The following is a 20,740-nucleotide window of genomic DNA, read 5'->3' on the forward strand; positions in this document are numbered from 1 at the left end:
TAAGGCTTATTTTAGGCAGCGTGCGGACCGGCGCGAATCGGCGCTTGCACATAATAACGCGCGCCGTAAAAGTGCGGTGTATTTTGTGCAAGAATAATAACGGGATGAGAAAATCCGCGCAATTCCGGTTGCGGTGCGACGATTTGTCGTGTTTGCTTAACGGTTTGTTGCGCTTGGGATTGGGTTTGACGTTGTTCGTTCGGATAATTTTCGCGACCGATTGTCGGGGTGTCTAATCCTTGAACGGCAGGCAAAGCAAAGATCGCAATAAGACTGAGAAAGAATTGCGACCAAAAATTTTGTTTGCCTTTGTGTAAAATCATCGTTATATATAGAATTCCATTAAATTGCCGACTATTGTAGCGGAAATCCGCCATAATGTCTTATAAACATTGAACATATTGGGTTAAAAAAGCGGAAAACAAGATGAAACGATATAAAAAAGCGGTGAACGTCCAAGAAGTTTTGCAACATTCTTCTTTGGGACGATTTATGCAAAAAGGGTTGTTTATTTATAATTTGAACGAACAAATACAACAAGTTTTTCCGGATGATTTTCACGGGCTTTATCGCGTGATCGGAATGGAAAACGGCATTTTATCCATTGAAGCGGCAAATGCCACGGTGCGTCAGGGATTGTTATTCAAGCAACAAGAACTTTTGGCGCGCATCAATAAACTTTACCCGCAAATTAGTGCATTGAATATTAAGGTTAATCCGGCGTTTTAGCCTTTATTTCCCCGTGAACGAGGCGATCAGTTCGTTCACTTTAATCCGTTTCGCCGAAGATTGACTGATCGAACGCTGCACTTTCAAGCGTTTTACCTTGGCGCCTTGATAAATGGCACGGGTAAATTGCGTATCGTGATTTGAAATAATCACCGGAATATTGCGTTCCGTCGCGGTTTTTTTCGCCAATTCCGCCAATGTCGTTTGATGTATCAAAGAAAATTCGTTGCCCGCATAGCCGGTAAAATTGGTTTCTTGTCTAATCGGTGCGTAAGGCGGATCGCAATAAATGACGGATTGTTTGTCCGCCAGTTTGAACACTTCTTGAAAATCCGCACAAATAAACACCGCACTTTGCGCTTTGGCGGAAAAATAACGCAACTCGATTTCGGGAAAATAATGCTTTTTATAACTGCCGAAGGGTACGTTAAATTCATTTTTCGAGTTGTAGCGACATAGCCCGTTAAACCCGAACCGGTTTAAATAGAGAAATAATACGGAGCGTTCGAAGCTGTTGACGGAGCGGTTGAATTGTTCCCGCTGCGCGTAATAATAGGCTTCGGTGTTGGCTTGCGGATGAAAAAATACGGTTTTACAAGCGTCGATATAATGATCAACGTCTTGTTTTACGATATTAAACAGATTGATTAAGTCCGGATTGATGTCGGCAAGAATATAGCGCTCGAACGAGCTGTTTAAGAACACCGAACCCGCGCCCACGAAAGGTTCGATAAGACATCGTTTTTTCTTCGGAAAACATTTGGTAATTTCTTCGGTTAAACGAAACTTACCGCCCGCCCATTTTAAAAAAGGGCGGTGCTTTTGAACGGATTTTATCGAAGGACGGCGCTGCATTGACGCTAGTCGGTTTGCGTGCAACGACGAATGGCGGCAAGCACTTTATCTTGATCGGTATCCGTTGCAACATAAGCTTGTCCCAAGGATTTCAATAAGATAAGACGTAATTTGCCGGCTAAGACTTTTTTATCCCGCATCATATGCGGTAGATAATCTTCCGGTTGCATTGTATCCGGCGAAACGGTCGGTAAATTGGCGCGCACCAGTAATTTTTCCAAGCGCGCGGCTTCTTGCGCCGAAAGATCGCCTAACATTTCGGACAACACCGCCGCCATCATCGAACCGGCGGCGACAGCCTCACCGTGCAGCCAATTTCCATAGCCGAGGTGCGTTTCAATGGCGTGTCCGAAGGTGTGACCCAAATTAAGCAATGCGCGATCGCCTTTTTCCGTTTCGTCACGCGCCACAACGTCCGCTTTAATTTGGCAGCAGCGTGCGATACATTGTTGTAATTTCTCCTGATCTAAGGCGACTAATGCGTCGATATGCTGTTCTAGCCATTCAAAAAACGGATAATCCAAAATCGCGCCGTATTTAATCACTTCCGCAAGGCCTGCGTTGACTTCGCGTTTCGGTAGCGTATTAAGGGTTAAGGTATCGATAATCACGGTGCAAGGTTGGTAAAACGCACCGATCATATTTTTCCCCAATTCGTGATTGACCGCAGTTTTGCCGCCGACGGAAGAATCCACTTGCGCAAGCAATGTGGTCGGGATTTGAATAAAACGCACACCGCGCTGATAGCTTGCCGCCGCATAGCCGGCAACATCGCCGATTACACCGCCGCCGAGTGCGACGATGGTTGCATCGCGACCGTAATTTTCACGCAAAAGTGCGGTGAAAATCAGGTTCAAAGAATCAAGAGTTTTATATTGTTCGCCGTCGGGAAGTTGCACGTTTTTCACCGTGCAACCGATTTTTTCCAAAGTATCGGTGACTTGGGATAAATAATGTTGTGCGACGGTCGGATTAGTCACAATCATCACTTTGTCGCCGGATTTTAGCGGATAAACGCTGTTATCGGATAATAATCCCGCGCCGATATGAATCGGGTAGCGACGTTCTTTAAGTTCGACATTCACACACAACATAATTTTTCCTTTTTAATTAACCGTTGAAATTTTCTATTAAATCAACGATTTGCGTCGCCATTACTTTTGCGCTTTGTTCATCGGTCGGCAAGGTGATATCCGCCACTTCCTGATACAAAGGGTTACGAATTTTCGCCAAATCTTCCAAAACTTGACGCGGATCCTCTACGTCCTGCAATAACGGACGTTTTTTATCGCGTTGCGTGCGTTGGAATTGTTTTTCAACCGTCGTTTCCAAATAAATCACGATGCCGCGCGCGGATAAATGATTGCGGTTTTCTTTTGATAATACGGCGCCGCCACCGGTGGAAAGCACAATGCCTTGCTTTTGGGTTAATTCGTTAATAATGCGTTCTTCGCGTTTTCTGAAACCCGCTTCGCCTTCCACATCAAAGATCCAACTGATGTCTGCTCCGGCGCGCTGTTCGATTTCATTATCGCTGTCAATAAAGTCCATTCCTAAAAGTTGAGCCAACTGACGACCGATGGTGCTTTTCCCCGCGCCCATAGGTCCCACCAAGAAAATATTACGTTTTTCTGCCATTTCTCGTTTATTCTTCTTTCATAATTAAAAATAATTGATCTTTTCCTCAAGAAAATAAGCGTCGCAAATAAAAAAGACGCGCGTAAAAGATCACCCAAAAAATAATTGAGATTATCGCAATAAATCGGCACCTTTTTCAACCTTCAATCGGAATTTATTTCCGATATTCCCGCTAAAAAGCAAAGTGCGGTCTATTTTGCCGCCGTTTTTTTCGCTGTTTCGGCGGTTTTCGGCGGCGCAGTCATTTTGCCTTGTTTCAAAATATGCGGCGTGACGAAAATTACCAATTCGCGTTTTTGATGCCGTTCGCTTTCCTTGCTGAATAATTTTTTTACCACGGGAATGTCGCCGAGCAAAGGGACTTTATCGACGCCTTTGCTGATCGTGTCGTGAAACACGCCGCCCAACACAATGGTCTCTCCGTCTCGGGCGAAAACTTGCGTGTTGATTTCTTGTTTATCGATAGAAACCACTTCGTTTTGACCGTAAGACACGCGGCTGCCGGGCGAATTTTGGCTGACGATTAAATCCAACAAAATAGTATTGTCTTTGGAAATATGCGGCGTCACCTCTAATCCGAGCACCGCTTCGCGAAATTCGACGGATTGCGTGTCGTTTTTGTTATTGTTGACGATATACGGAATTTCCGTCCCTTGCTTGATGCTGGCGCTTTTTTTATTGGTGGTGAGCAAGCGCGGACTGGCTATAATTTCCACATTATTTTCGCGTTCGAGTGCGGTCAGTTCCAGATCCAATAATCGTCCGTTGATTTTTGCGATTTGCAGGGCGACGGAGCCCGCCGGTGTGTTGGTTGCGGCGAAATTAACGTTAAGCTGATCCGCAATATTATTAAAGCCGTTCGCCGCTAAACTGCCGCTGACTTTATGACTTTCTGCCGTAGGATTAAACATCCCCCAACGCACGCCCAATTCTTTTAAATTTTCATCGCTGATAGTGACGATTCGCGCTTCAATGGCGATTTGCTCAATAGGTTTATCCATTTCGGCGATTAAGCGTTTAATTCGGCGCAAGCTGTTTTTATCGTCTTGAATCAGCAATAAATTGCTGCGATCGTCAAAGGCGATACTGCCTTCCGGCGAAAGCAGAGAACCGCTGCCCGCAGTAAGGGATTTCATCACTTCCGAGGCTTTGGCATAGTATAATTTGATCGACTCGCTGATTAATTTCGGCGTGCTGTCCGCGGCGGAAAAGGCGGCATCGACGGAGGCTGCGGGCAATTCCATCGGCATCGCAAATTTCGCCGGATTATCCTCTGCGAATTTATTCAGGTAATAAATGCCGTTTTCCTGCCATAAATCCAGCCGTTTGATTTTTGCCACCGCGCGCAATAATTGATCCATATCGGTATTTTTAAGTTGTAAGGATAGTGTGCCTTCCAATTCGTCATTAATAATCAGATCGAGATTTTGCGCCAGTGCCAGTTGTTGTAAAGTCGCTACGAGCGGTGCTTGTTTCAAACGAACGGAAAAGATCTTGTTGATTTTCGTTTCATTATCAGGTGTTGTTTTTTCTTGAGGCGGATTTTCTTGCGCAAAGGCAAAACTGAAAAATAATGCGAAAAACAGACCGCACTTGAGCGAAAAGAACGTTAATTTCATCGATATTTACCTTTTGCGTTTGTTAAAATTTAATCGTGACGGATTCGAAATGGCGACAGGTTGTGTCCTGTGTCCAACGGATGATACTCAAGTTGTTGAGCGTAATACGGTCGATTTTTATTTTTTCCTGCCCAACCAAATCCCCTTGGTTAGCAATAATTAAGCTTTGTTGCGGATCCATTAATAAAATTCGGGTATTGTCTTTTTCCGTTATGGCGCCGACGATATTTAATTGCGCAAAGGGCGTGTCCGGCGCCAAGGCTGGCGCGCTCGAATGACAATCAGCGGCGACATTGTTCGGCGCATTTTCCTGTTGTGCGGCTACTTGAACTGCCGGTGCGATTTGACGCTGTGTTTTGTCGAATGGATCGGCGGCGTAGCTTGTGGAAAGCACTGTGCCGATAAATAACATTACGAGCGGTTTTGCGTTCGATATCATTATTATTCCTCGTTAAAAGCAAGTTGCAGTGAGATTTCCGCTTGAATTGAGGCGAAATGTTCGTTATCCGTGCGATAAATCGCCAGTCGTAAAATATCAAGCTGCGTATCTTTCTGTAAAAGTGCGGTGAAAAATGCGGAAAAATCGGTGAAATTGCCTTGAAGATGCAAACTGAGTTGCGGAGATTGGCGCATTTCCCATTGATTATGCAAAACAGATAAATGGTGCGGCAAAAGCTCACGAATATATTGATTTACGGCGGCAATTTTCGCCGCACTTTCCGCGGTAAATTCGCCGTTTTCCGAATGTTTACGCAGCGTGGCAAGAATCTTTTGTTGATGGGTAAGCTGTTCGACTTTATTCTCGTTTTCTTCGCGAAGTTGTTGAACACGCGCGTTCAGCTGTAGCCAATCTTTTAGCGGCAAGGTTAAAATCAGGCACAATATCAGACAAAACAGCCCGCTTTGTTGCCACACACTAAGATCCGCTAATTTTCCAAAGGAATGTTGCGGGTGAGTCAGCCGTTGTAATTTCATTGTTGTGCGTCCTTGTTATTGTTTATATCTATTTGAAATTCAAAATAAAATTCCTCGCGTTGCGGCGCGAAACGGTTTAATTTCACCGCGCGGAACAACTCGCTTCGGGTTAAAAATTGATGAACTCGTTCGAATTCCGCTTGAGTCTGCGCCGTACCTTTCATAGAAATTCCTTGTTCTTCCGCTTCAAGAGATTGCAATTCTCCTTGACTAAAAGGCAAATCGTTCAATAACGTCATAAATTGCAATAACATTTCGTTGTCGATAGGCTGTGAGGCGCTATGGCGTTCGCTATGTTGCCTTAATCGATTGATTTGTTGCGTGATTTGATTGAGTTCCGTTTCCGTTTTTTGTCGTTTCGCCTGCTGTTGCGCAATGTCGTCGCGCAGCTGCATTGCGGCGTAATCAAGCGGAAAACACAGCGCAAGCGCGATGCCGATCGTGAACGCAAGGCGAATACACAAGCGTTTGAGTCGTGCGGAATGCTGCTGTTGCCGCCAAGGTAGTAAATTAATATGAACGCGCATTGTGATTTACCGAAATTAGGCGCGTTGCAGCAAATCTTGCTGCCACAGCGCATTGCCTAACGCGATAAACGGCAAATCGGTTTCGATGATTTTCCACGTTTTATCGACCGCACTTTGGGCGGAATCCTTCGCGTAAACATAAACCTGCGGCGGCGTTTCGTCATAATGTTGACAAAAACGCGCGAAAAGTGCGGTGGAATTCGGCTCCGTTTGTTGTAATACGCGAATTTGACGATGTTTTTCTTGCACCGCAAGACAAAAGGTTTCGTCTTGATAGAGAAAAACCGCGTCATCCGGCGCGTCGAGCAAATAACGAAATGCACGCAAAACAGCGTGCGCGGCGCTGTCTAAAATCGTGATTTTCAACGGCTGAAAAGATTGAATATGCGCCTGTGCGATATGTTTCATTATGGCAAAAATATTCAGTTGCACGCCTTGGGCAAGCGGTTCGCTGCTGTAATCGAACCATACTTGTTCCAAGGGCGCGGGCAATTCGTTTTGTAGAATGAATCGACATTGCCGTTCACATTCTTGCGCGCTTAATTGTTGCGGTAAAACCAGCGATTTTGTCCAAATGTGATGAGGCGAAATCGAACTGACGAATTTAAGCTCGGTTTTACCTCGGCTTAAATCGAGCCTTTGCTGAATTTGCATTAACGGATTGACGGTTGCATCCGAGCGAATAGACAGAAAATTCGGCGTATTTTGCCCATCGAACCAGACGAATTCCCGATATTCCGCCGTGTTGTGCACGCCGATTTGGAGAACGGATTTTGCTTTTTGCGCGAGACTTAACATCGTTTCTTTACCTTATCTTTACATTCGAAATGAGATATTTAGCTTTTGATTTACGGCGCGAATCTTTATACTTATCGGTGATAGAATAAATTTATGCCGATTTTTATAATTTAGACAGGTAGGCAGTTTTTCTGACTTTTTTCCATTTTGCATTAGACAAGAGAGAATTTTACGATGCGGATCGCAAAATTAATATTTAGTACGCTATTGACATTGATTATATTGGGGTGTGTGGTTGTCGGGATTTTTTACGTTCAACTGAAAGCGGATTTACCGAATGTGGATTCGCTGAAAAACGTCGAACTGCAACAACCGATGCAAATTTATACCGCCGACGGCAAGCTAATCGGTGAAGTCGGCGAGCAACGTCGTATTCCGGTGAAACAGGCGAATGTGCCGAAAAAACTGATTGACGCTATATTAGCGACGGAAGACAGCCGTTTTTATGAGCATCACGGTTTGGATCCGGTGGGCATTGCGCGCGCGGTAGCGGTGGCGATCAGCAAAGGCGGTGCGTCGCAAGGGGCGAGTACCATTACCCAGCAATTAGCGCGAAACTTTTTCTTAACGCCGGAGAAAAATATTATTCGTAAAGCGAAAGAAGCGATTTTAGCCATTGAAATCGAAAACACGCTGACAAAAGATGAAATTCTCGAACTCTATTTAAATAAAATTTATTTGGGTTATCGCGCTTACGGCGTGACGGCGGCGGCGAAAACCTATTTCGGCAAAGATTTGGATCAACTCAGTTTGTCGGAAATTGCCGTGATTGCCGGCTTGCCGAAAGCGCCTTCGACAATGAATCCGCTTTATTCGTTAAAACGCGCGGAAGAACGTCGCAATGTGGTATTAGGTCGAATGTTGGAAATGAAATATATCGACAAAGCGGAATATGATGCCGCATTGAAAGAGCCGATCATCGCTGCTTATCACGGTTCGCAGCTAGAATTTCGTGCCGATTATGTGACGGAAATGGTGCGTCAGGAAATGGTGAAACGTTTCGGTGAAGAACAAGCCTACAACAGCGGTTATAAAGTGTACACCACGATTTTATCCAAAGATCAAGCGGAAGCGCAAAAAGCCTTACGTAATAATTTGATTGCCTATGATATGCGCCACGGTTATCGCGGCGGCGCGGCATTATGGAAAAAGAACGAAAGCGCGTGGGATAATGAAAAAATCATTGATTTCTTAAGAAAATTACCGAATTCCGAACCTTTTGTTCCGGCTGCTGTGTTGGCTGTCGGTAAAAACGGTGCGGAAGTGTTATTAGCAAACGGCGATAAAGCGAATTTATCCGCCGCGGCGATGACTTGGGCTGGCAAAAAACAGCCGAAAGCAGGGGAACAAATTTGGCTGCGTCAACGCAGTAACGGCGAATGGGCGTTAGGACAAATTCCGGAAGTAAATTCCGCCTTAGTGTCGTTAAATAGCGATAACGGTGCAATAGAGGCGATTGTCGGCGGATTTAGTTTCGAACAAAGTAAATTTAACCGTGCGACCCAATCTTTGGTGCAAGTGGGATCCTCGATTAAGCCCTTTATTTATGCCGCCGCATTGGAAAAAGGTTTAACCTTATCCAGCGTGTTGCAAGATTCGCCGATTGTGATTAAAAAACCGGGACAAGCGGTGTGGTCGCCGAAAAACTCGCCGAATCGTTATGACGGCCCGATGCGTTTGCGTGTCGGCTTAGGGCAATCGAAAAATATGATCGCTATCCGCGCAATGCAAATGGCGGGTATCGGCTTTACGGCGGAATTTTTACAACGTTTCGGCTTTAAACGCGACCAATATTTCGCCAGCGAAGCCTTGGCGCTGGGTGCGGCGTCTTTTACGCCGTTGGAAATGGCGCGTGCTTATGCGGTGTTTGATAACGGCGGCTTTTTGATCGATCCGTATTTAATCGAAAAAATCTTAGATAATACGGGCAAAGAATTATTTGTCGCCAACCCGAAAATCGCTTGTATCACCTGTAATGATATTCCGGTGGTTTATGACGAAACCGAAAAATTGGATGCCTTTAAAAATGCGGAAAGCGTACCACCGGCGAATACCGACGCGGCGAATAATAGCGAAGTGATTGACGAAGGTGCGGATTCGGAAGAGGAAGCGGACATTCCGGAATTGAACGCGACCGGCGGCAAATTAGACGAAAGTGCGGTGGATTTTATGGCGGATGCCAAAACCGGCGAATCGCAAGTGCAATATGCACCGCGCGTGATTAGTGGCGAATTGGCGTTTTTAATTCGTAGCGCCTTGACCACGGCAGTTTACGGTGAAAAAGGTTTGGGCTGGAAAGGCACTAGCTGGCGAATGGCGAACGAGTTTAAACGCCGAGACATCGGCGGCAAAACCGGTACGACCAATAATTCCAAAGTGGCGTGGTATGCCGGATTCGGCGCCAATGTCACCACAGCGGTGTATGTCGGGTTTGATGATAATAAACGCAATCTCGGTCGCGGCGAAGCCGGTGCACAAACTGCAATGCCAGCGTGGATTACCTATATGAAAACCAGCCTGAGCGATATTCCGGAACGTACTTTGGATTTACCGCCGAATATCGTGGAAAAACGTATTCATAGCGGCTCCGGTTTATTGTCGAGCGACGGCGGATTAACGGAATATTTCATCAAAGGAACGGAACCGAAAAAAGCCTATGTGGTGGAGCGCGGCTATTCGGTGGATGGTTATAATCCGGAGAAAGGCTATTATGTTCCGCCGGAATTACAACGCCGTTCGAACGAATTGAATAATCAAGGCAGCAGTAGCAATAGCGGCGGCGCACCGGCGGCAAAACCGTTCGAACGCCAAGAATTATTCTGATTTTTGTATTCCGTGGTAAGAGGGCGAAGCGAAATACGCTTGCGCATTTTCCCGAATCTTTACAAAAAAGTACCGCACTTTTAAAGTGCGGTCTGTTTTTTTAATTATTTTACAAAAGGCAAATTTATGCTGAGTTATCGTCACAGTTTTCACGCAGGCAATCACGCCGATGTGTTGAAACATATCGTGTTAATGTTAATCATCGAAAGTTTAAAACAAAAAGAAAAAGGTTTTTATTATTTGGATACGCACGCGGGCGTCGGGCAATATCGTTTGTTAAGCCAAGAAGCGGAAAAAACCGGTGAATTTGAAGAAGGCATCGGTCGGCTTTGGGGCAAAACCGATTTGCCGGAAGAAGTAGCGCGCTATATTGCTATCATCAAAAAATTAAATTATGGCGGTAAAGAATTACGTTATTACGCCGGTTCACCGTTAATTGCGGCGACAATGTTACGTCCGCAAGATCGTGCGTTACTGACGGAATTACATCCGACGGATTATCCGTTGCTGCGCAATAATTTTAAAGAATTCGAAAACGTCACCACAAAACGTGATAACGGTTTTCAGCAACTTAAAGCCACTTTGCCGCCGAAAGAACGTCGCGGGCTGGTATTAATCGATCCGCCTTATGAACTGAAAGAAGATTACGATTTGGTGGTGAGTGCGATTGAAGAAGGCTATAAGCGTTTCGCAACGGGCACTTATGCGATTTGGTATCCCGTGGTGCTGCGTCAGCAAGTGAAACGAATGATCAAAGGATTGGAAGAAACGGGCATTCGTAAGATTTTACAGATTGAATTGGCGGTGCGACCGGATTCCGCTCAACGCGGAATGACCGCCAGCGGAATGATTGTGATTAATCCGCCTTGGACGTTGGAAGCGCAAATGAAAAAAATCTTACCGGATTTAACCCGCACTTTAGTGCCGGAAGGCACTGGAAGTTGGTCGGTGAAATGGATTACGCCGGAGTAAGAAAATACCGATTAAATTAATTACCCTTGCCGCTTTGTATTTCCGTGCGGTTTTGGGCAGAATAGGGCAAATTTAATTAAGCGGGAGGCTAGGATGACAAAACATTATGACTATTTGGCAATCGGCGGCGGTAGCGGCGGGATTGCGTCGATTAACCGTGCGGCGAGCTACGGTAAAAAATGCGCGATTATTGAAGGAAAAGCCTTGGGCGGAACCTGCGTGAATGTGGGCTGTGTACCGAAAAAAGTGATGTGGTACGGCGCACAAGTGGCGGAGGCGTTAAATTTATATGCGCCGGATTACGGTTTTGACGTAACGGTGAATCGATTCGATTTCGCGAAATTGGTGGAAAATCGTCAAGCTTATATCGGACGTATTCATACCTCATACAACAATGTATTGGCGAAAAATAATGTGGATGTGATTCAAGGTTTTGCCAAATTCGTTAATGCCAACACCGTAGAAGTGAACGGCGAACAAATCACCGCCGATCATATTTTGATCGCCACCGGCGGGCGTCCGAGCCGTCCGGCGATTAAAGGCGCGGAATACGGTATTGATTCCGACGGCGTATTTGCATTAAACGCGCTGCCGAAACGTGTTGCCGTTGTCGGTGCGGGTTATATTGCGGTGGAACTTGCCGGCGTGATGAACAGTTTCGGAGTGGAAACCCATTTATTCGTGCGCCAACACGCACCGTTGCGTAATTTTGATCCGTTAATTGTGGATACGCTTTTAGAAGTGATCGCGCAAGACGGTATTCAATTACATACCCAAGCCGTTCCGCAAGAAGTAGTGAAAAATGCCGACGGTTCCTTAACCTTAAAATTGCAAGACGGATGCGAACAAATCGTCGATACGCTGATTTGGGCGATCGGTCGCGAGCCGAATACCGATAAACTTAATTTAGCGGCAGCGGGTGTGGAAACCAATGCGCGCGGTTTCGTAAAAACCGATAAATATCAAAACACTAATGTCAAAGGTATTTATGCGGTCGGCGATATTATCGAAGGCGGTATCGAATTAACACCGGTTGCAGTGGCGGCTGGGCGTCGTCTGTCCGAACGTTTGTTCAACAACAAACCGACCGAGCATTTGGACTATAACTTAGTGCCGACCGTGGTGTTCAGTCATCCGCCGATCGGCACCATCGGTTTAACCGAGCCGAAAGCCGTCGAACAATACGGCGCGGAAAACGTGAAAGTGTATAAATCCTCATTTACGCCGATGTACAGTGCCGTAACCTCACATCGCCAACCTTGCCGAATGAAACTGGTTTGCGTCGGTAAAGAGGAAAAAATCGTCGGTTTACACGGTATCGGTTTCGGCGTGGACGAAATGATCCAAGGCTTTGCGGTGGCGATTAAAATGGGCGCAACCAAAGCGGATTTTGATAACACCGTCGCTATTCACCCGACCGGTTCGGAAGAATTCGTCACAATGCGTTAATTCGCAAATAAAAACTAACAAACCTAAAGTGCGGTCGGAAAAATAAAAATTTTTGACCGCACTTTTTTTTGCTGTTTTTTAGTTGTCTTTTCACGCTGGTTTAACAATAATAGAAAGCAAAGAAATTACGCGGATTAATGATGTTATGAAGAATTTTAAACATTTTGCGCAGCGCTATGTGGATTGGGTGATTCGGCTGGGACGCATCCGTTTTTCCCTGTTGGGCGTGTGTATTTTGGCGGTGCTTGCGCTTTGTACGCAAATTTTAGTCAGTTTTTGCGTGTTCGGAACAATTTATTGGAGCGATGTGATTCGTTCGGTGATTTTTGGTCTTATTTCCGCGCCGTTTGTGATTTATTTTTTCACCTTGTTGGTGGAAAAATTGGAAAAATCTCGTATTGATTTGGCGAATTTGGTCAGCAGTTTGCGCACCGAAGTGTCCGAGCGTATTTTAGCCGAAAATAAACTTTCCGACGCGTTAAATCATCTCGAACAAAATAATCGCGACAAAACCGCATTAATGACTACCATTAGCCACGAACTTCGCACGCCGTTAAACGGTATTATCGGATTAAGTCGTATTTTGTTGGACGGGCAACTTAGTGAACAGCAACGAAACTATCTGAAAACTATCAATGTCAGTGCCATTTCTCTCGGACATATTTTCAGCGATATTATCGATTTAGAAAAAATAGATGCGCAAAAGATCGAATTAAATCGCAAAGAAACGGATTTCCAAAGCTTTTTAAGCGATATTACTAATTTCGCCACGTTAATGGCGGAACAACGTCATTTGCGTTTTTCCCTTGAAGCGGAAGAAAATTTGCCGAATTGGCTAATGTTGGATAACGCGAGGTTAAGTCAGGTTTTATGGAATTTAATCGGTAACGCGGTGAAATTTACCGCCGAGGGTGAAATTCGTTTAACGGTGAAACGAATTTCGCCGCAAACCTATTCGTTTTCGTTGTCGGATACGGGTATTGGTATTGCACCGATGGAGCTGGATAAAATCTTTACGATGTATTATCAAGTGCAATCCGGCGAGAATAAGCCGGCGGGCAGCGGGATCGGTTTGGCGGTGTCGAAAATTATCGCGAATCTAATGGGCGGTGATTTGACTGTGAGTAGCGAAGTCGGAAAAGGTTCGACCTTTACCTTGACTTTGCACGCCGAAGAAGTGGAAAAACCGTTGGAAGCACGCAATAACATTCCGTTGACATTGAGTATTTTGCTGGTTGAAGACATTGAAGTAAACGTCATTGTTGCCAAATCTATTTTGGAAAAACTCGGCTATTTCGTGGATGTGGCGATGACCGGACGTGAGGCGATCGAAAAATTCGAGCATAATTATTACGATCTGTTGTTGCTTGATATTCAGTTGCCGGATATGTCCGGTTTTGATATTGCCGCACGACTACGGCAGAATTATGAAAACGGCATATATGATTTCTTGCCGCCGCTTATCGCACTGACGGCGAATGTGATGCAAGATAAAAACGAATATCGTCGCAAGGGAATGGACGACGTATTGCGCAAGCCGCTTTCGTTAGATGAGTTAACCCATTGTTTGGCGGAATATTTCGGTGAGGAACTCTCGACACCGGTGAGTACGTTCGCTGTGCGCGACGAACAAGAAAACGATGATTTTGACGTGACGATGCTCGCGCAGCTCATTGAAATGCTAGGCGTGGAATTTGTGAAGAAAAACGTCTTATTATTTCAGCAAATGATGCCTGATTATATGAACGAATTGTTGTCGGCATATCGTGCTTATCAACAAGATCCGAAAGGCAAATCGGCGGTTGCCTCCGTTGCGCATAAAATGAAAGGCGCGGCGGCGTCGGTGGGATTAAAACGACTTCAATTAATTGCTGCCGAAGCACAAAATGATGAAGATCCCGAATGGGCGGAAAATATTGATCAATGGATTAATCTATTGGAGCGAAATTGGGCGACGGATACGGAGAATTTGTTGCAATGGCTTGACGGACAAGGCGGGTGAATACACCGTTTGGATCAATGCGGTAGAAAAAATATGCGAATTTTTAGAACTTGATCATAAAAATAGCGAATTTTTACCGATTTAGCTGGTCTCGCTTAACCGTTTTAGTTAGAATTCCGCTAATTTAGTTAACAACCTCAGGAGAACCTCTATGAACTTCCCTAAGATTGCGCAACAAGTGATAGAAAAACTTGGCGGCAAAGAAAATATTAGTGCCTTGGCCCATTGTGCGACGAGATTGCGCATTGTGTTAAAAGACGAAGGAAAAGTTGACAAAGAAGCGATCGAAAATATCGAAGGCGTGAAAGGTCAATTTTCCGTTTCCGGTCAGTATCAAATTATTTTCGGTTCCGGTACGGTGAATAAGGTTCACGCGGAAATGTCGAGCTTATTGAATATGGGCGATATGACCAAAAACGAAGTAGCGGCGGCAAGTGCGGAAAAACAAAATTTCCTAATGCAAATCGTGAAAGGTTTAGCGGATATTTTCGTGCCGATTATTCCGGCTATCGTTGCCGGCGGTTTGTTGATGGGTATTCACAGTATGCTGACCGCGCAAGGTTTCTTCTGGGATGTTCCGCAAGAACTGCGCGATGCCGGTGCGGCAATCAGCGGTTTTTCCGTGGTGGACAAATTTCCGCAATATTCCGACTTGGTAGATTTTATTAATACGATCGCGAATGCGCCGTTTGTGTTTTTGCCGGTGTTGCTCGGTTTCTCCGCGACGCGTAAATTCGGCGGAAATCCGTTCTTAGGTGCGGCATTAGGGATGTTGTTGGTTCACCCTGCATTGGCAGACGGTTGGAACTATGCCTTAACCGCAGCGCAAGGTAAAATCACTTACTGGAACGTACTCGGCTTGGAGATCGAAAAAGTCGGTTATCAAGGCACCGTGATTCCGACCTTGGTTTCCGCGTGGGTGTTGGCGACCTTGGAAAAAACCTTCCGCAAATTCGTCCCGTCTTATTTAGATAACTTGGTGACACCGCTTTTCTCGTTATTTATCGCCGGTTTATTAGCCTTTACTATCATCGGGCCTTTAGGTCGTGAAGCAGGGGATTTAATCACTCGCGGTTTAACTTGGTTATACGATACTTTAGGCTTTATCGGCGGCGGCGTGTTCGGTACTTTCTACGCACCGATCGTAATCACCGGTATGCACCAAACCTTTATCGCGGTGGAAACTCAATTATTATCCAATATGTCGTTATCCGGCGGAACATTTATCTTCCCGATCGCGGCAATGTCTAATATTGCACAAGGCGCGGCTTGTTTGGGCGTGGCGTTTGCAATGAAAGATCCGAAAGTGCGCGGTTTGGCGATTCCTTCCGGCGTATCGGCGTTGTTAGGTATTACCGAACCGGCAATGTTCGGGGTGAACTTACGTTATCGTCAAGCCTTCTTAGCAGCAATGATCGGTTCCGGTTTATCCAGCGCATTTATCGCCTTCTTTAACGTAAAAGCGCAAGCCTTAGGCGCCGCCGGTTTCTTAGGTATTCCGTCCATTAAACCGGATAGCTTGGCAATGTACAGCATCGGTATGTTGATTTCTTTCGTCGTTGCCTTCACGCTTTCCGTCATTATGGTTAAAAGAGCGCAAGTGAAAGCTTAATTGATCTTGAGTTAAAAACAATGAAAAAAGACCGCACTTGCAAAAGTGCGGTCTTTTTGGATAGCGTTTTTTGTCGATAGCTGTTCGTTTTAGTCAAGACTATAAAACACTTTGCCGATTTCGATTTTTTGCCGACCGGTTTCTTCCCGCCATTTATTGGCATCGCGTAACGAATATACGCAGCCGCAATATTCTTGTTTATAGAATCCTTCTTCTTTACGTAATTTGTCCGAACGGGCGGAGCCGCCGTCTTTACGCCAGTTGAAATCCCAAAACATTACGTCATCGTAGCGCGCGGCGGCGCGGCGACCGCAATCATATACTTGTTCCATATTTTTCCAGCGAGAAATGCCTAAGCTGGTGGCAAACAGCGGAAAACCGTTTTCGTGTGCGTATAATGCAGTGCGTTCCAAACGCATATCAAAGCAAACCGTGCAGCGTTTGCCGCGCTCCGGTTCGTTTTCCAATCCTTGCGTGCGTTCGAACCAATTTTGCCGATCGTAATCCGCATCCACGAAAGGAATGCCGTTTTTATCGGCAAAACGCTTGTTTTCATCTTTGCGGATTAAATATTCTTTCTGCGGATGAATGTTCGGGTTATAAAAATAAATGGTAAATTCCACATCGGACGCCATTACCGCCTGAATAATCTCGCCGGAACAAGGCGCACAGCAAGTATGCAGCAATAACTTATTGTAACCATTCGGCAGAATTAATTTTTGTCTGACGAAAGGCGCGTTAGGATCTTTGCCTTTACGCGTTTTTTTAATTCGTGAGTTTTCAGTTTCTATCATAAAAGTTCCGTTAAAAAAAAGAATAAAACGGAAATTATGCCGTGCGTAATTCCCGTTTTTGTCGTATTAATCAAAAGGTTAATATTGGCGATCGACGGATAAATAAGCCAATGAAACAAGGGCTTGTTTATAATCGCTTTCCGGTAAAAATGCAATGGCATCAACGGCTTTTTGCGCTTCTTGTTTCGCGCGTTGCATTGCGTAATCTAACGAATGATGTTCTTCCATAATGGCAAGAACTTGATCCAAAATTTCACGTTTTCCGCCTTGTTCTATGGCATCGCGAATCAGTGCGGATTGTGCCGGATTGCCTTGATGCATTGCGTGAAGTAACGGCAAGGTCGGTTTGCCTTCCGCCAAATCGTCACCCACATTTTTACCTAAAGCTTGCGCATTGGCGCTGTAATCCAAAACGTCATCCACCAACTGAAATGCCGTGCCCAAATAGCGACCGTAATCTTGCAGCGCTTTTTCTTGTTGTGCGTCCGCATTTGCCACAATGGCGGCGCATTGGGTCGCCACTTCGAATAAACGCGCGGTTTTGCTGTAGATGACACGCATATAATTTTCTTCCGTAGTGTTCGGATCATTCACGTTCATCAGCTGTTGCACTTCGCCTTCTGCGATTACATTGGTGGCGTCGGACATCACTTGCAAGACTTTTAACGAATTCAACTTCGTCATTAACTGAAAGGCACGCGTATAAATGAAATCGCCGACCAATACGCTGGCGGCATTGCCGAATTCGGCGTTTGCCGTCGGATTACCGCGACGCATATCCGATTCGTCCACTACATCGTCGTGCAATAGCGTCGCCGTATGGATGAATTCGATAAAGGCGGCGCAAGTGATTTGTTCGTCGCCTTGATGCCCTAAGGCGCGCGCCGCAAGCAACGCAATCATCGGACGAATGCGTTTACCGCCGCTTTGAATAATGTAATAGCCGAGTTGATTGATTAACGCGACGTCGGAATTTAATTGCGCTAAAATTTCCGCATTCACTTTTTGCATATCCGCATTAATCAGGGATTGGATGGTTTTCATATCCGTTAAGTTTATCTTTTCTGCCATTGTATTCGTTCATTAATCAACTGAAAGTGCGGTTGATTTTACCCGATTTTCTTCGGTTTCTGAAATCAAACTGTGAAAAATCGGAATTTTTTTATTTTATCGCAAATAAGTTCTTGCTATCGGCACGTTTTTTCCGTAGAATTTGCGACCTATTTATATGAATTTTTATGTGCCGAATGGATTAACATATAGGCACGATGTATAGCGGAGTATTTATGTACGCAGTTTTTCAAAGTGGCGGTAAACAACACCGTGTCAGCGAAGGTCAAGTAGTTCGTTTAGAAAAACTTGAAGTGGCAACCGGTGAAACGGTTGAGTTTGACTCAGTGTTAATGGTCGTTAACGGTGAAGATGTTAAAATCGGTGCCCCGGTTGTTGCCGGCGGTAAAGTAGTGGCTGAAGTGGTTGCACACGGTCGTGGCGATAAAGTTAAAATCGTTAAATTCCGTCGTCGTAAACACAGTCGTAAACAACAAGGTCATCGTCAGTGGTTCACAGAAGTGAAAATCACTGGGATTCAAGCATAATTTCAGAGGAGTTATAGAAGATGGCAACTAAAAAAGCTGGTGGTTCAACTCGTAACGGTCGTGATTCTGAAGCTAAACGCCTTGGTGTTAAACGTTTCGGCGGCGAATCCGTATTAGCAGGTAGCATCATTGTTCGTCAACGTGGTACGAAATTCCACGCGGGCACAAACGTTGGTATGGGTAAAGACCACACTTTATTCGCAACGGCTGACGGTAAAGTAAAATTTGAAGTGAAAGGTGAAAAAAGTCGTAAATATGTAAGTATTATTGCCGACTAATTCCTTTCAACTTAAGAATAAAATGCCTCACAGTCTTGTGAGGCTTTTTTTATTGAAGAATACCTATGTTTCAACACGCGGAACCGCACCGAATCGAGAGACTATGCGTTGTTCCGAGCAAAATGAGATTATGTCTCACCTAATTAATTATTCGCTATGGATGGCGGGATTTCAGCCATAAGGTAGATACTGATGAAACAACAACCTTTAATCGGCTTTTTACTGGGTTTAACGGCTGCGTTTATGTGGAGTAGTCTGCCGATATTCGTTCAACAAGTCGTGAAAGTAATGGATGTCGAAACTTCGGTGTGGTATCGTTTCGCTCTTGCCGCCGTCGGATTGTTGATATTATTGGGTATCGGCGGCAAAATTCCGCGCTTGCATAAGTTTAGCCGGAGAGACGTTCTGTTATTAACGTTAGGTATCGCCGGTTTAGCGGTGAATTTTTTCTTATATAATTTGGCGTTAAAATATATTCCGCCGACAACCAGCCAAGTATTAAGCCCGCTTTCTTCCTTTATTATGCTTATCGTCGGCGTATTACTGTTCAAAGAAAAAATGGGATTGCACCAAAAAATCGGTTTGGCGGTCTTAAGTTTCGGGTTAATTCTCTTTTTTAACGAACGCTTTGATGATTTTTTACAGCTGAATGTGTATTCTAAAGGCGTGATTTTAATGGTTTCTTCCAGCTTTGTCTGGGTGATCTATGCGATTTCACAAAAATTATTATTGGCAAAATTCAGTTCGCAGCAAATCTTATTGATGATTTATATCGGTTGCGCGTTAGTTTTCACGCCGATTGCGGATATTCCGCAAATTTCCGCCTTGGACGGTTTTCAACTGGTTTGTTTATTGCTTTCCGGTGTTAATACCATTATTGCTTACGGTTGCTATGCCGAAGCGTTAAATCGTTGGGATATTTCGAAAGTCAGTGCGATTTTGACCCAAATACCGGTATTCACGCTAATTTTTTCCCATTTGGCGGTAATGATTAGCCCGACGTATTTTTCACCGGTCGAATTAAATTGGATCAGCTATTGCGGCGCGATTTTTGTCGTATCGGGCGCGCTTTTCTCCGCCCTAGGACATAAATTTATCAAAAAATAGGAAGATAAAATGAAACAACAGCCGGTATTAGGATTTCTTTTCGCCTTAACTTGCACGATGGCGTGGGGATCGTTACCGCTTGCCTTAAAACAAGTGCTAACCGCGATGAACACGCAAACGATCGTCTGGTATCGTTTTGTGGTGGCGAGCAGCGCCTTATTTTTATTGCTCGGATTCAGTAAAAAATTGCCGAAATTCGCGCAATTCAATCGCTATTATGTGGGATTGGCGGTGCTCGGTACAATCGGACTTGCTGGTAACTTTTCATTATTTAATTCCTCGCTTCGCTTTATCGAGCCTTCGGTCGCGCAAATTTTTATTCACTTGTCTTCTTTTATGATGTTATTGTGCGGCGTGGTAATCTTTAAAGAAAAATTAGGGTTTCACCAAAAAATCGGCTTAGCGATTTTGATTATCGGTTTAGGCTTATTTTTTAACGATCGCGTCAAAGATCTGGTCGGCGGAATGAATGCTTATTTTATCGGTGTCATATTGAGCGTAAGTGCGGCGTTTATTTGGGTAGCTTACGGCTTGGCGCAAAAAATAATGTTACGCCGATTCAGCAGTCAACAAGTTTTGTTACTGATCTATTTTGGTTGCGCATTGTTATTTACACCTTTTGCCGAATTCGAGCAAATCCGAAATTTGAGCGGGTTCACCTTAGCCTGCTTTATTTATTGTTGCCTTAATACATTAGTCGGATACGGTGCTTATGCCGAAGCCTTAAATCGCTGGGATGTGGCGAAGGTGAGCGTGGTGATTACGTTGGTACCGCTTTTCACCATTTTATTTTCCCATATTGCACACCACCTTTCGCCGGCACATTTTTCTGCGCCCGAATTAAATTCATTGAGCTATTTGGGCGCATTTATCGTGGTATTCGGCGCGATGACTTCTGCGATCGGGCATAAACTTATCGGCACGAAATATCGGAAAAAAACACGGTCGTGATTGCATAAAGTGC

At 44.8% G+C, this 20,740-nt stretch carries 21 protein-coding genes; 10 read left to right on the forward strand and 11 right to left on the reverse strand.

Going from position 1 to position 20,740, the window contains the following annotated elements:
* Nucleotides 1–11: 11 nt before the first annotated feature.
* The gene (gene secM, locus CVP04_RS06205) at nt 12–323 is read right to left on the reverse strand and encodes a secA translation cis-regulator SecM (protein WP_100296644.1); all 312 of its coding nucleotides are present in this window, start codon (nt 321–323) and stop codon (nt 12–14) included.
* Between the two features lie 103 nt (nt 324–426).
* On the opposite strand from secM, the gene CVP04_RS06210 reads away from it, so the two are divergent.
* Nucleotides 427–729 carry a DciA family protein gene (locus tag CVP04_RS06210; RefSeq protein WP_100296645.1) on the forward strand — a complete coding sequence of 101 codons (303 nt, stop codon included), beginning with the start codon at nt 427–429 and terminating at the stop codon, nt 727–729.
* Nucleotides 730–732: 3 nt separating this feature from the next.
* On the opposite strand, the gene CVP04_RS06215 is transcribed toward CVP04_RS06210, so the two are convergent.
* The 8 genes from CVP04_RS06215 to CVP04_RS06250 form a co-directional block, all read right to left on the reverse strand.
* The gene (locus CVP04_RS06215; RefSeq protein ID WP_100296646.1) at nt 733–1,584 is read right to left on the reverse strand and encodes a Dam family site-specific DNA-(adenine-N6)-methyltransferase; all 852 of its coding nucleotides are present in this window, start codon (nt 1,582–1,584) and stop codon (nt 733–735) included.
* A gap of 5 nt (nt 1,585–1,589) precedes the next feature.
* Nucleotides 1,590–2,678 carry a 3-dehydroquinate synthase gene (aroB, locus tag CVP04_RS06220; protein ID WP_100296647.1) on the reverse strand — a complete coding sequence of 363 codons (1,089 nt, stop codon included), beginning with the start codon at nt 2,676–2,678 and terminating at the stop codon, nt 1,590–1,592.
* A gap of 16 nt (nt 2,679–2,694) precedes the next feature.
* A complete protein-coding gene (gene aroK, locus CVP04_RS06225) occupies nt 2,695–3,222 on the reverse strand; it encodes a shikimate kinase AroK (protein WP_100296648.1) in 528 nt (175 codons plus the stop codon).
* A gap of 191 nt (nt 3,223–3,413) precedes the next feature.
* Nucleotides 3,414–4,841: a type IV pilus secretin PilQ gene (locus CVP04_RS06230; protein ID WP_100296649.1), complete on the reverse strand. Its 1,428-nt coding sequence runs from the start codon at nt 4,839–4,841 to the stop codon at nt 3,414–3,416.
* Between the two features lie 22 nt (nt 4,842–4,863).
* Nucleotides 4,864–5,280 (reverse strand): pilus assembly protein PilP, encoded by a 417-nt coding sequence (locus CVP04_RS06235; RefSeq protein ID WP_100296650.1) that lies wholly within the window; start codon nt 5,278–5,280, stop codon nt 4,864–4,866.
* Nucleotides 5,281–5,282: 2 nt separating this feature from the next.
* The gene (locus CVP04_RS06240) at nt 5,283–5,816 is read right to left on the reverse strand and encodes a hypothetical protein (RefSeq protein ID WP_100296651.1); all 534 of its coding nucleotides are present in this window, start codon (nt 5,814–5,816) and stop codon (nt 5,283–5,285) included.
* On the reverse strand, nt 5,813–6,343 hold the full coding sequence (locus tag CVP04_RS06245) for a PilN domain-containing protein (RefSeq protein WP_100296652.1): 531 nt from the start codon (nt 6,341–6,343) through the stop codon (nt 5,813–5,815). The genes CVP04_RS06240 and CVP04_RS06245 overlap by 4 nt, the downstream gene beginning before the upstream one ends.
* Before the next feature lie 15 nt (nt 6,344–6,358).
* Nucleotides 6,359–7,141, reverse strand: a complete 783-nt coding sequence (locus tag CVP04_RS06250; protein WP_100296653.1) for a type IV pilus biogenesis protein PilM — start codon at nt 7,139–7,141, stop codon at nt 6,359–6,361.
* 174 nt (nt 7,142–7,315) lie between these two features.
* Here CVP04_RS06250 and CVP04_RS06255 point away from each other — a divergent pair, with 174 nt between their 5' ends.
* From CVP04_RS06255 to CVP04_RS06275, 5 genes are all read left to right on the forward strand, one after another.
* Nucleotides 7,316–9,964: a penicillin-binding protein 1A gene (locus CVP04_RS06255; protein WP_100296654.1), complete on the forward strand. Its 2,649-nt coding sequence runs from the start codon at nt 7,316–7,318 to the stop codon at nt 9,962–9,964.
* Between the two features lie 126 nt (nt 9,965–10,090).
* A complete protein-coding gene (locus CVP04_RS06260; RefSeq protein ID WP_100296655.1) occupies nt 10,091–10,936 on the forward strand; it encodes a 23S rRNA (adenine(2030)-N(6))-methyltransferase RlmJ in 846 nt (281 codons plus the stop codon).
* A 93-nt stretch (nt 10,937–11,029) separates the two neighbouring features.
* On the forward strand, nt 11,030–12,385 hold the full coding sequence (gorA, locus tag CVP04_RS06265; RefSeq protein WP_100296656.1) for a glutathione-disulfide reductase: 1,356 nt from the start codon (nt 11,030–11,032) through the stop codon (nt 12,383–12,385).
* A gap of 145 nt (nt 12,386–12,530) precedes the next feature.
* The gene (locus CVP04_RS06270; RefSeq protein WP_100296657.1) at nt 12,531–14,387 is read left to right on the forward strand and encodes an ATP-binding protein; all 1,857 of its coding nucleotides are present in this window, start codon (nt 12,531–12,533) and stop codon (nt 14,385–14,387) included.
* A 151-nt stretch (nt 14,388–14,538) separates the two neighbouring features.
* Complete coding sequence (locus tag CVP04_RS06275; RefSeq protein ID WP_100296658.1) at nt 14,539–15,999, forward strand: sucrose-specific PTS transporter subunit IIBC; 1,461 nt, start codon at nt 14,539–14,541, stop codon at nt 15,997–15,999.
* A gap of 89 nt (nt 16,000–16,088) precedes the next feature.
* On the opposite strand, the gene CVP04_RS06280 is transcribed toward CVP04_RS06275, so the two are convergent.
* Together CVP04_RS06280 and ispB are read right to left on the reverse strand one after the other, a co-directional pair.
* Nucleotides 16,089–16,793, reverse strand: a complete 705-nt coding sequence (locus CVP04_RS06280; RefSeq protein ID WP_100296659.1) for an epoxyqueuosine reductase QueH — start codon at nt 16,791–16,793, stop codon at nt 16,089–16,091.
* A 78-nt stretch (nt 16,794–16,871) separates the two neighbouring features.
* Nucleotides 16,872–17,864 (reverse strand): octaprenyl diphosphate synthase, encoded by a 993-nt coding sequence (gene ispB, locus CVP04_RS06285; protein WP_100296660.1) that lies wholly within the window; start codon nt 17,862–17,864, stop codon nt 16,872–16,874.
* 215 nt (nt 17,865–18,079) lie between these two features.
* On the opposite strand from ispB, the gene rplU reads away from it, so the two are divergent.
* The 4 genes from rplU (at nt 18,080) to CVP04_RS06305 (ending at nt 20,727) form a co-directional block, all read left to right on the forward strand.
* A complete protein-coding gene (gene rplU / locus CVP04_RS06290; protein WP_078239528.1) occupies nt 18,080–18,391 on the forward strand; it encodes a 50S ribosomal protein L21 in 312 nt (103 codons plus the stop codon).
* 20 nt (nt 18,392–18,411) lie between these two features.
* Nucleotides 18,412–18,669, forward strand: a complete 258-nt coding sequence (rpmA, locus tag CVP04_RS06295) for a 50S ribosomal protein L27 (RefSeq protein WP_100296661.1) — start codon at nt 18,412–18,414, stop codon at nt 18,667–18,669.
* Nucleotides 18,670–18,861: 192 nt separating this feature from the next.
* On the forward strand, nt 18,862–19,776 hold the full coding sequence (locus CVP04_RS06300) for a DMT family transporter (protein ID WP_100296662.1): 915 nt from the start codon (nt 18,862–18,864) through the stop codon (nt 19,774–19,776).
* A gap of 9 nt (nt 19,777–19,785) precedes the next feature.
* A complete protein-coding gene (locus CVP04_RS06305; protein ID WP_100296663.1) occupies nt 19,786–20,727 on the forward strand; it encodes a DMT family transporter in 942 nt (313 codons plus the stop codon).
* The last annotated feature ends 13 nt before the right edge of the window (nt 20,728–20,740 follow it).

Source organism: Caviibacterium pharyngocola (assembly GCF_002795405.1).
Taxonomy (GTDB): domain Bacteria; phylum Pseudomonadota; class Gammaproteobacteria; order Enterobacterales; family Pasteurellaceae; genus Caviibacterium; species Caviibacterium pharyngocola.

What these genes read in the sequence shown, in the direction of transcription:
- CVP04_RS06255 (WP_100296654.1), top strand. Translation starts at nt 7,316, where the DNA reads ATGCGGATCGCAAAATTAATATTTAGTACGCTATTGACATTGATTATA.
- CVP04_RS06235 (WP_100296650.1), bottom strand. Translation starts at nt 5,280, where the DNA reads ATGATATCGAACGCAAAACCGCTCGTAATGTTATTTATCGGCACAGTG.
- CVP04_RS06260 (WP_100296655.1), top strand. Translation starts at nt 10,091, where the DNA reads ATGCTGAGTTATCGTCACAGTTTTCACGCAGGCAATCACGCCGATGTG.
- CVP04_RS06300 (WP_100296662.1), top strand. Translation starts at nt 18,862, where the DNA reads ATGAAACAACAACCTTTAATCGGCTTTTTACTGGGTTTAACGGCTGCG.
- rpmA (WP_100296661.1), top strand. Translation starts at nt 18,412, where the DNA reads ATGGCAACTAAAAAAGCTGGTGGTTCAACTCGTAACGGTCGTGATTCT.
- aroK (WP_100296648.1), bottom strand. Translation starts at nt 3,222, where the DNA reads ATGGCAGAAAAACGTAATATTTTCTTGGTGGGACCTATGGGCGCGGGG.
- CVP04_RS06210 (WP_100296645.1), top strand. Translation starts at nt 427, where the DNA reads ATGAAACGATATAAAAAAGCGGTGAACGTCCAAGAAGTTTTGCAACAT.
- rplU (WP_078239528.1), top strand. Translation starts at nt 18,080, where the DNA reads ATGTACGCAGTTTTTCAAAGTGGCGGTAAACAACACCGTGTCAGCGAA.
- CVP04_RS06230 (WP_100296649.1), bottom strand. Translation starts at nt 4,841, where the DNA reads ATGAAATTAACGTTCTTTTCGCTCAAGTGCGGTCTGTTTTTCGCATTA.
- CVP04_RS06280 (WP_100296659.1), bottom strand. Translation starts at nt 16,793, where the DNA reads ATGATAGAAACTGAAAACTCACGAATTAAAAAAACGCGTAAAGGCAAA.
- CVP04_RS06275 (WP_100296658.1), top strand. Translation starts at nt 14,539, where the DNA reads ATGAACTTCCCTAAGATTGCGCAACAAGTGATAGAAAAACTTGGCGGC.
- CVP04_RS06240 (WP_100296651.1), bottom strand. Translation starts at nt 5,816, where the DNA reads ATGAAATTACAACGGCTGACTCACCCGCAACATTCCTTTGGAAAATTA.
- aroB (WP_100296647.1), bottom strand. Translation starts at nt 2,678, where the DNA reads ATGTTGTGTGTGAATGTCGAACTTAAAGAACGTCGCTACCCGATTCAT.
- CVP04_RS06270 (WP_100296657.1), top strand. Translation starts at nt 12,531, where the DNA reads ATGAAGAATTTTAAACATTTTGCGCAGCGCTATGTGGATTGGGTGATT.
- ispB (WP_100296660.1), bottom strand. Translation starts at nt 17,864, where the DNA reads ATGGCAGAAAAGATAAACTTAACGGATATGAAAACCATCCAATCCCTG.
- CVP04_RS06245 (WP_100296652.1), bottom strand. Translation starts at nt 6,343, where the DNA reads ATGCGCGTTCATATTAATTTACTACCTTGGCGGCAACAGCAGCATTCC.
- CVP04_RS06250 (WP_100296653.1), bottom strand. Translation starts at nt 7,141, where the DNA reads ATGTTAAGTCTCGCGCAAAAAGCAAAATCCGTTCTCCAAATCGGCGTG.
- CVP04_RS06305 (WP_100296663.1), top strand. Translation starts at nt 19,786, where the DNA reads ATGAAACAACAGCCGGTATTAGGATTTCTTTTCGCCTTAACTTGCACG.
- CVP04_RS06215 (WP_100296646.1), bottom strand. Translation starts at nt 1,584, where the DNA reads ATGCAGCGCCGTCCTTCGATAAAATCCGTTCAAAAGCACCGCCCTTTT.
- gorA (WP_100296656.1), top strand. Translation starts at nt 11,030, where the DNA reads ATGACAAAACATTATGACTATTTGGCAATCGGCGGCGGTAGCGGCGGG.
- secM (WP_100296644.1), bottom strand. Translation starts at nt 323, where the DNA reads ATGATTTTACACAAAGGCAAACAAAATTTTTGGTCGCAATTCTTTCTC.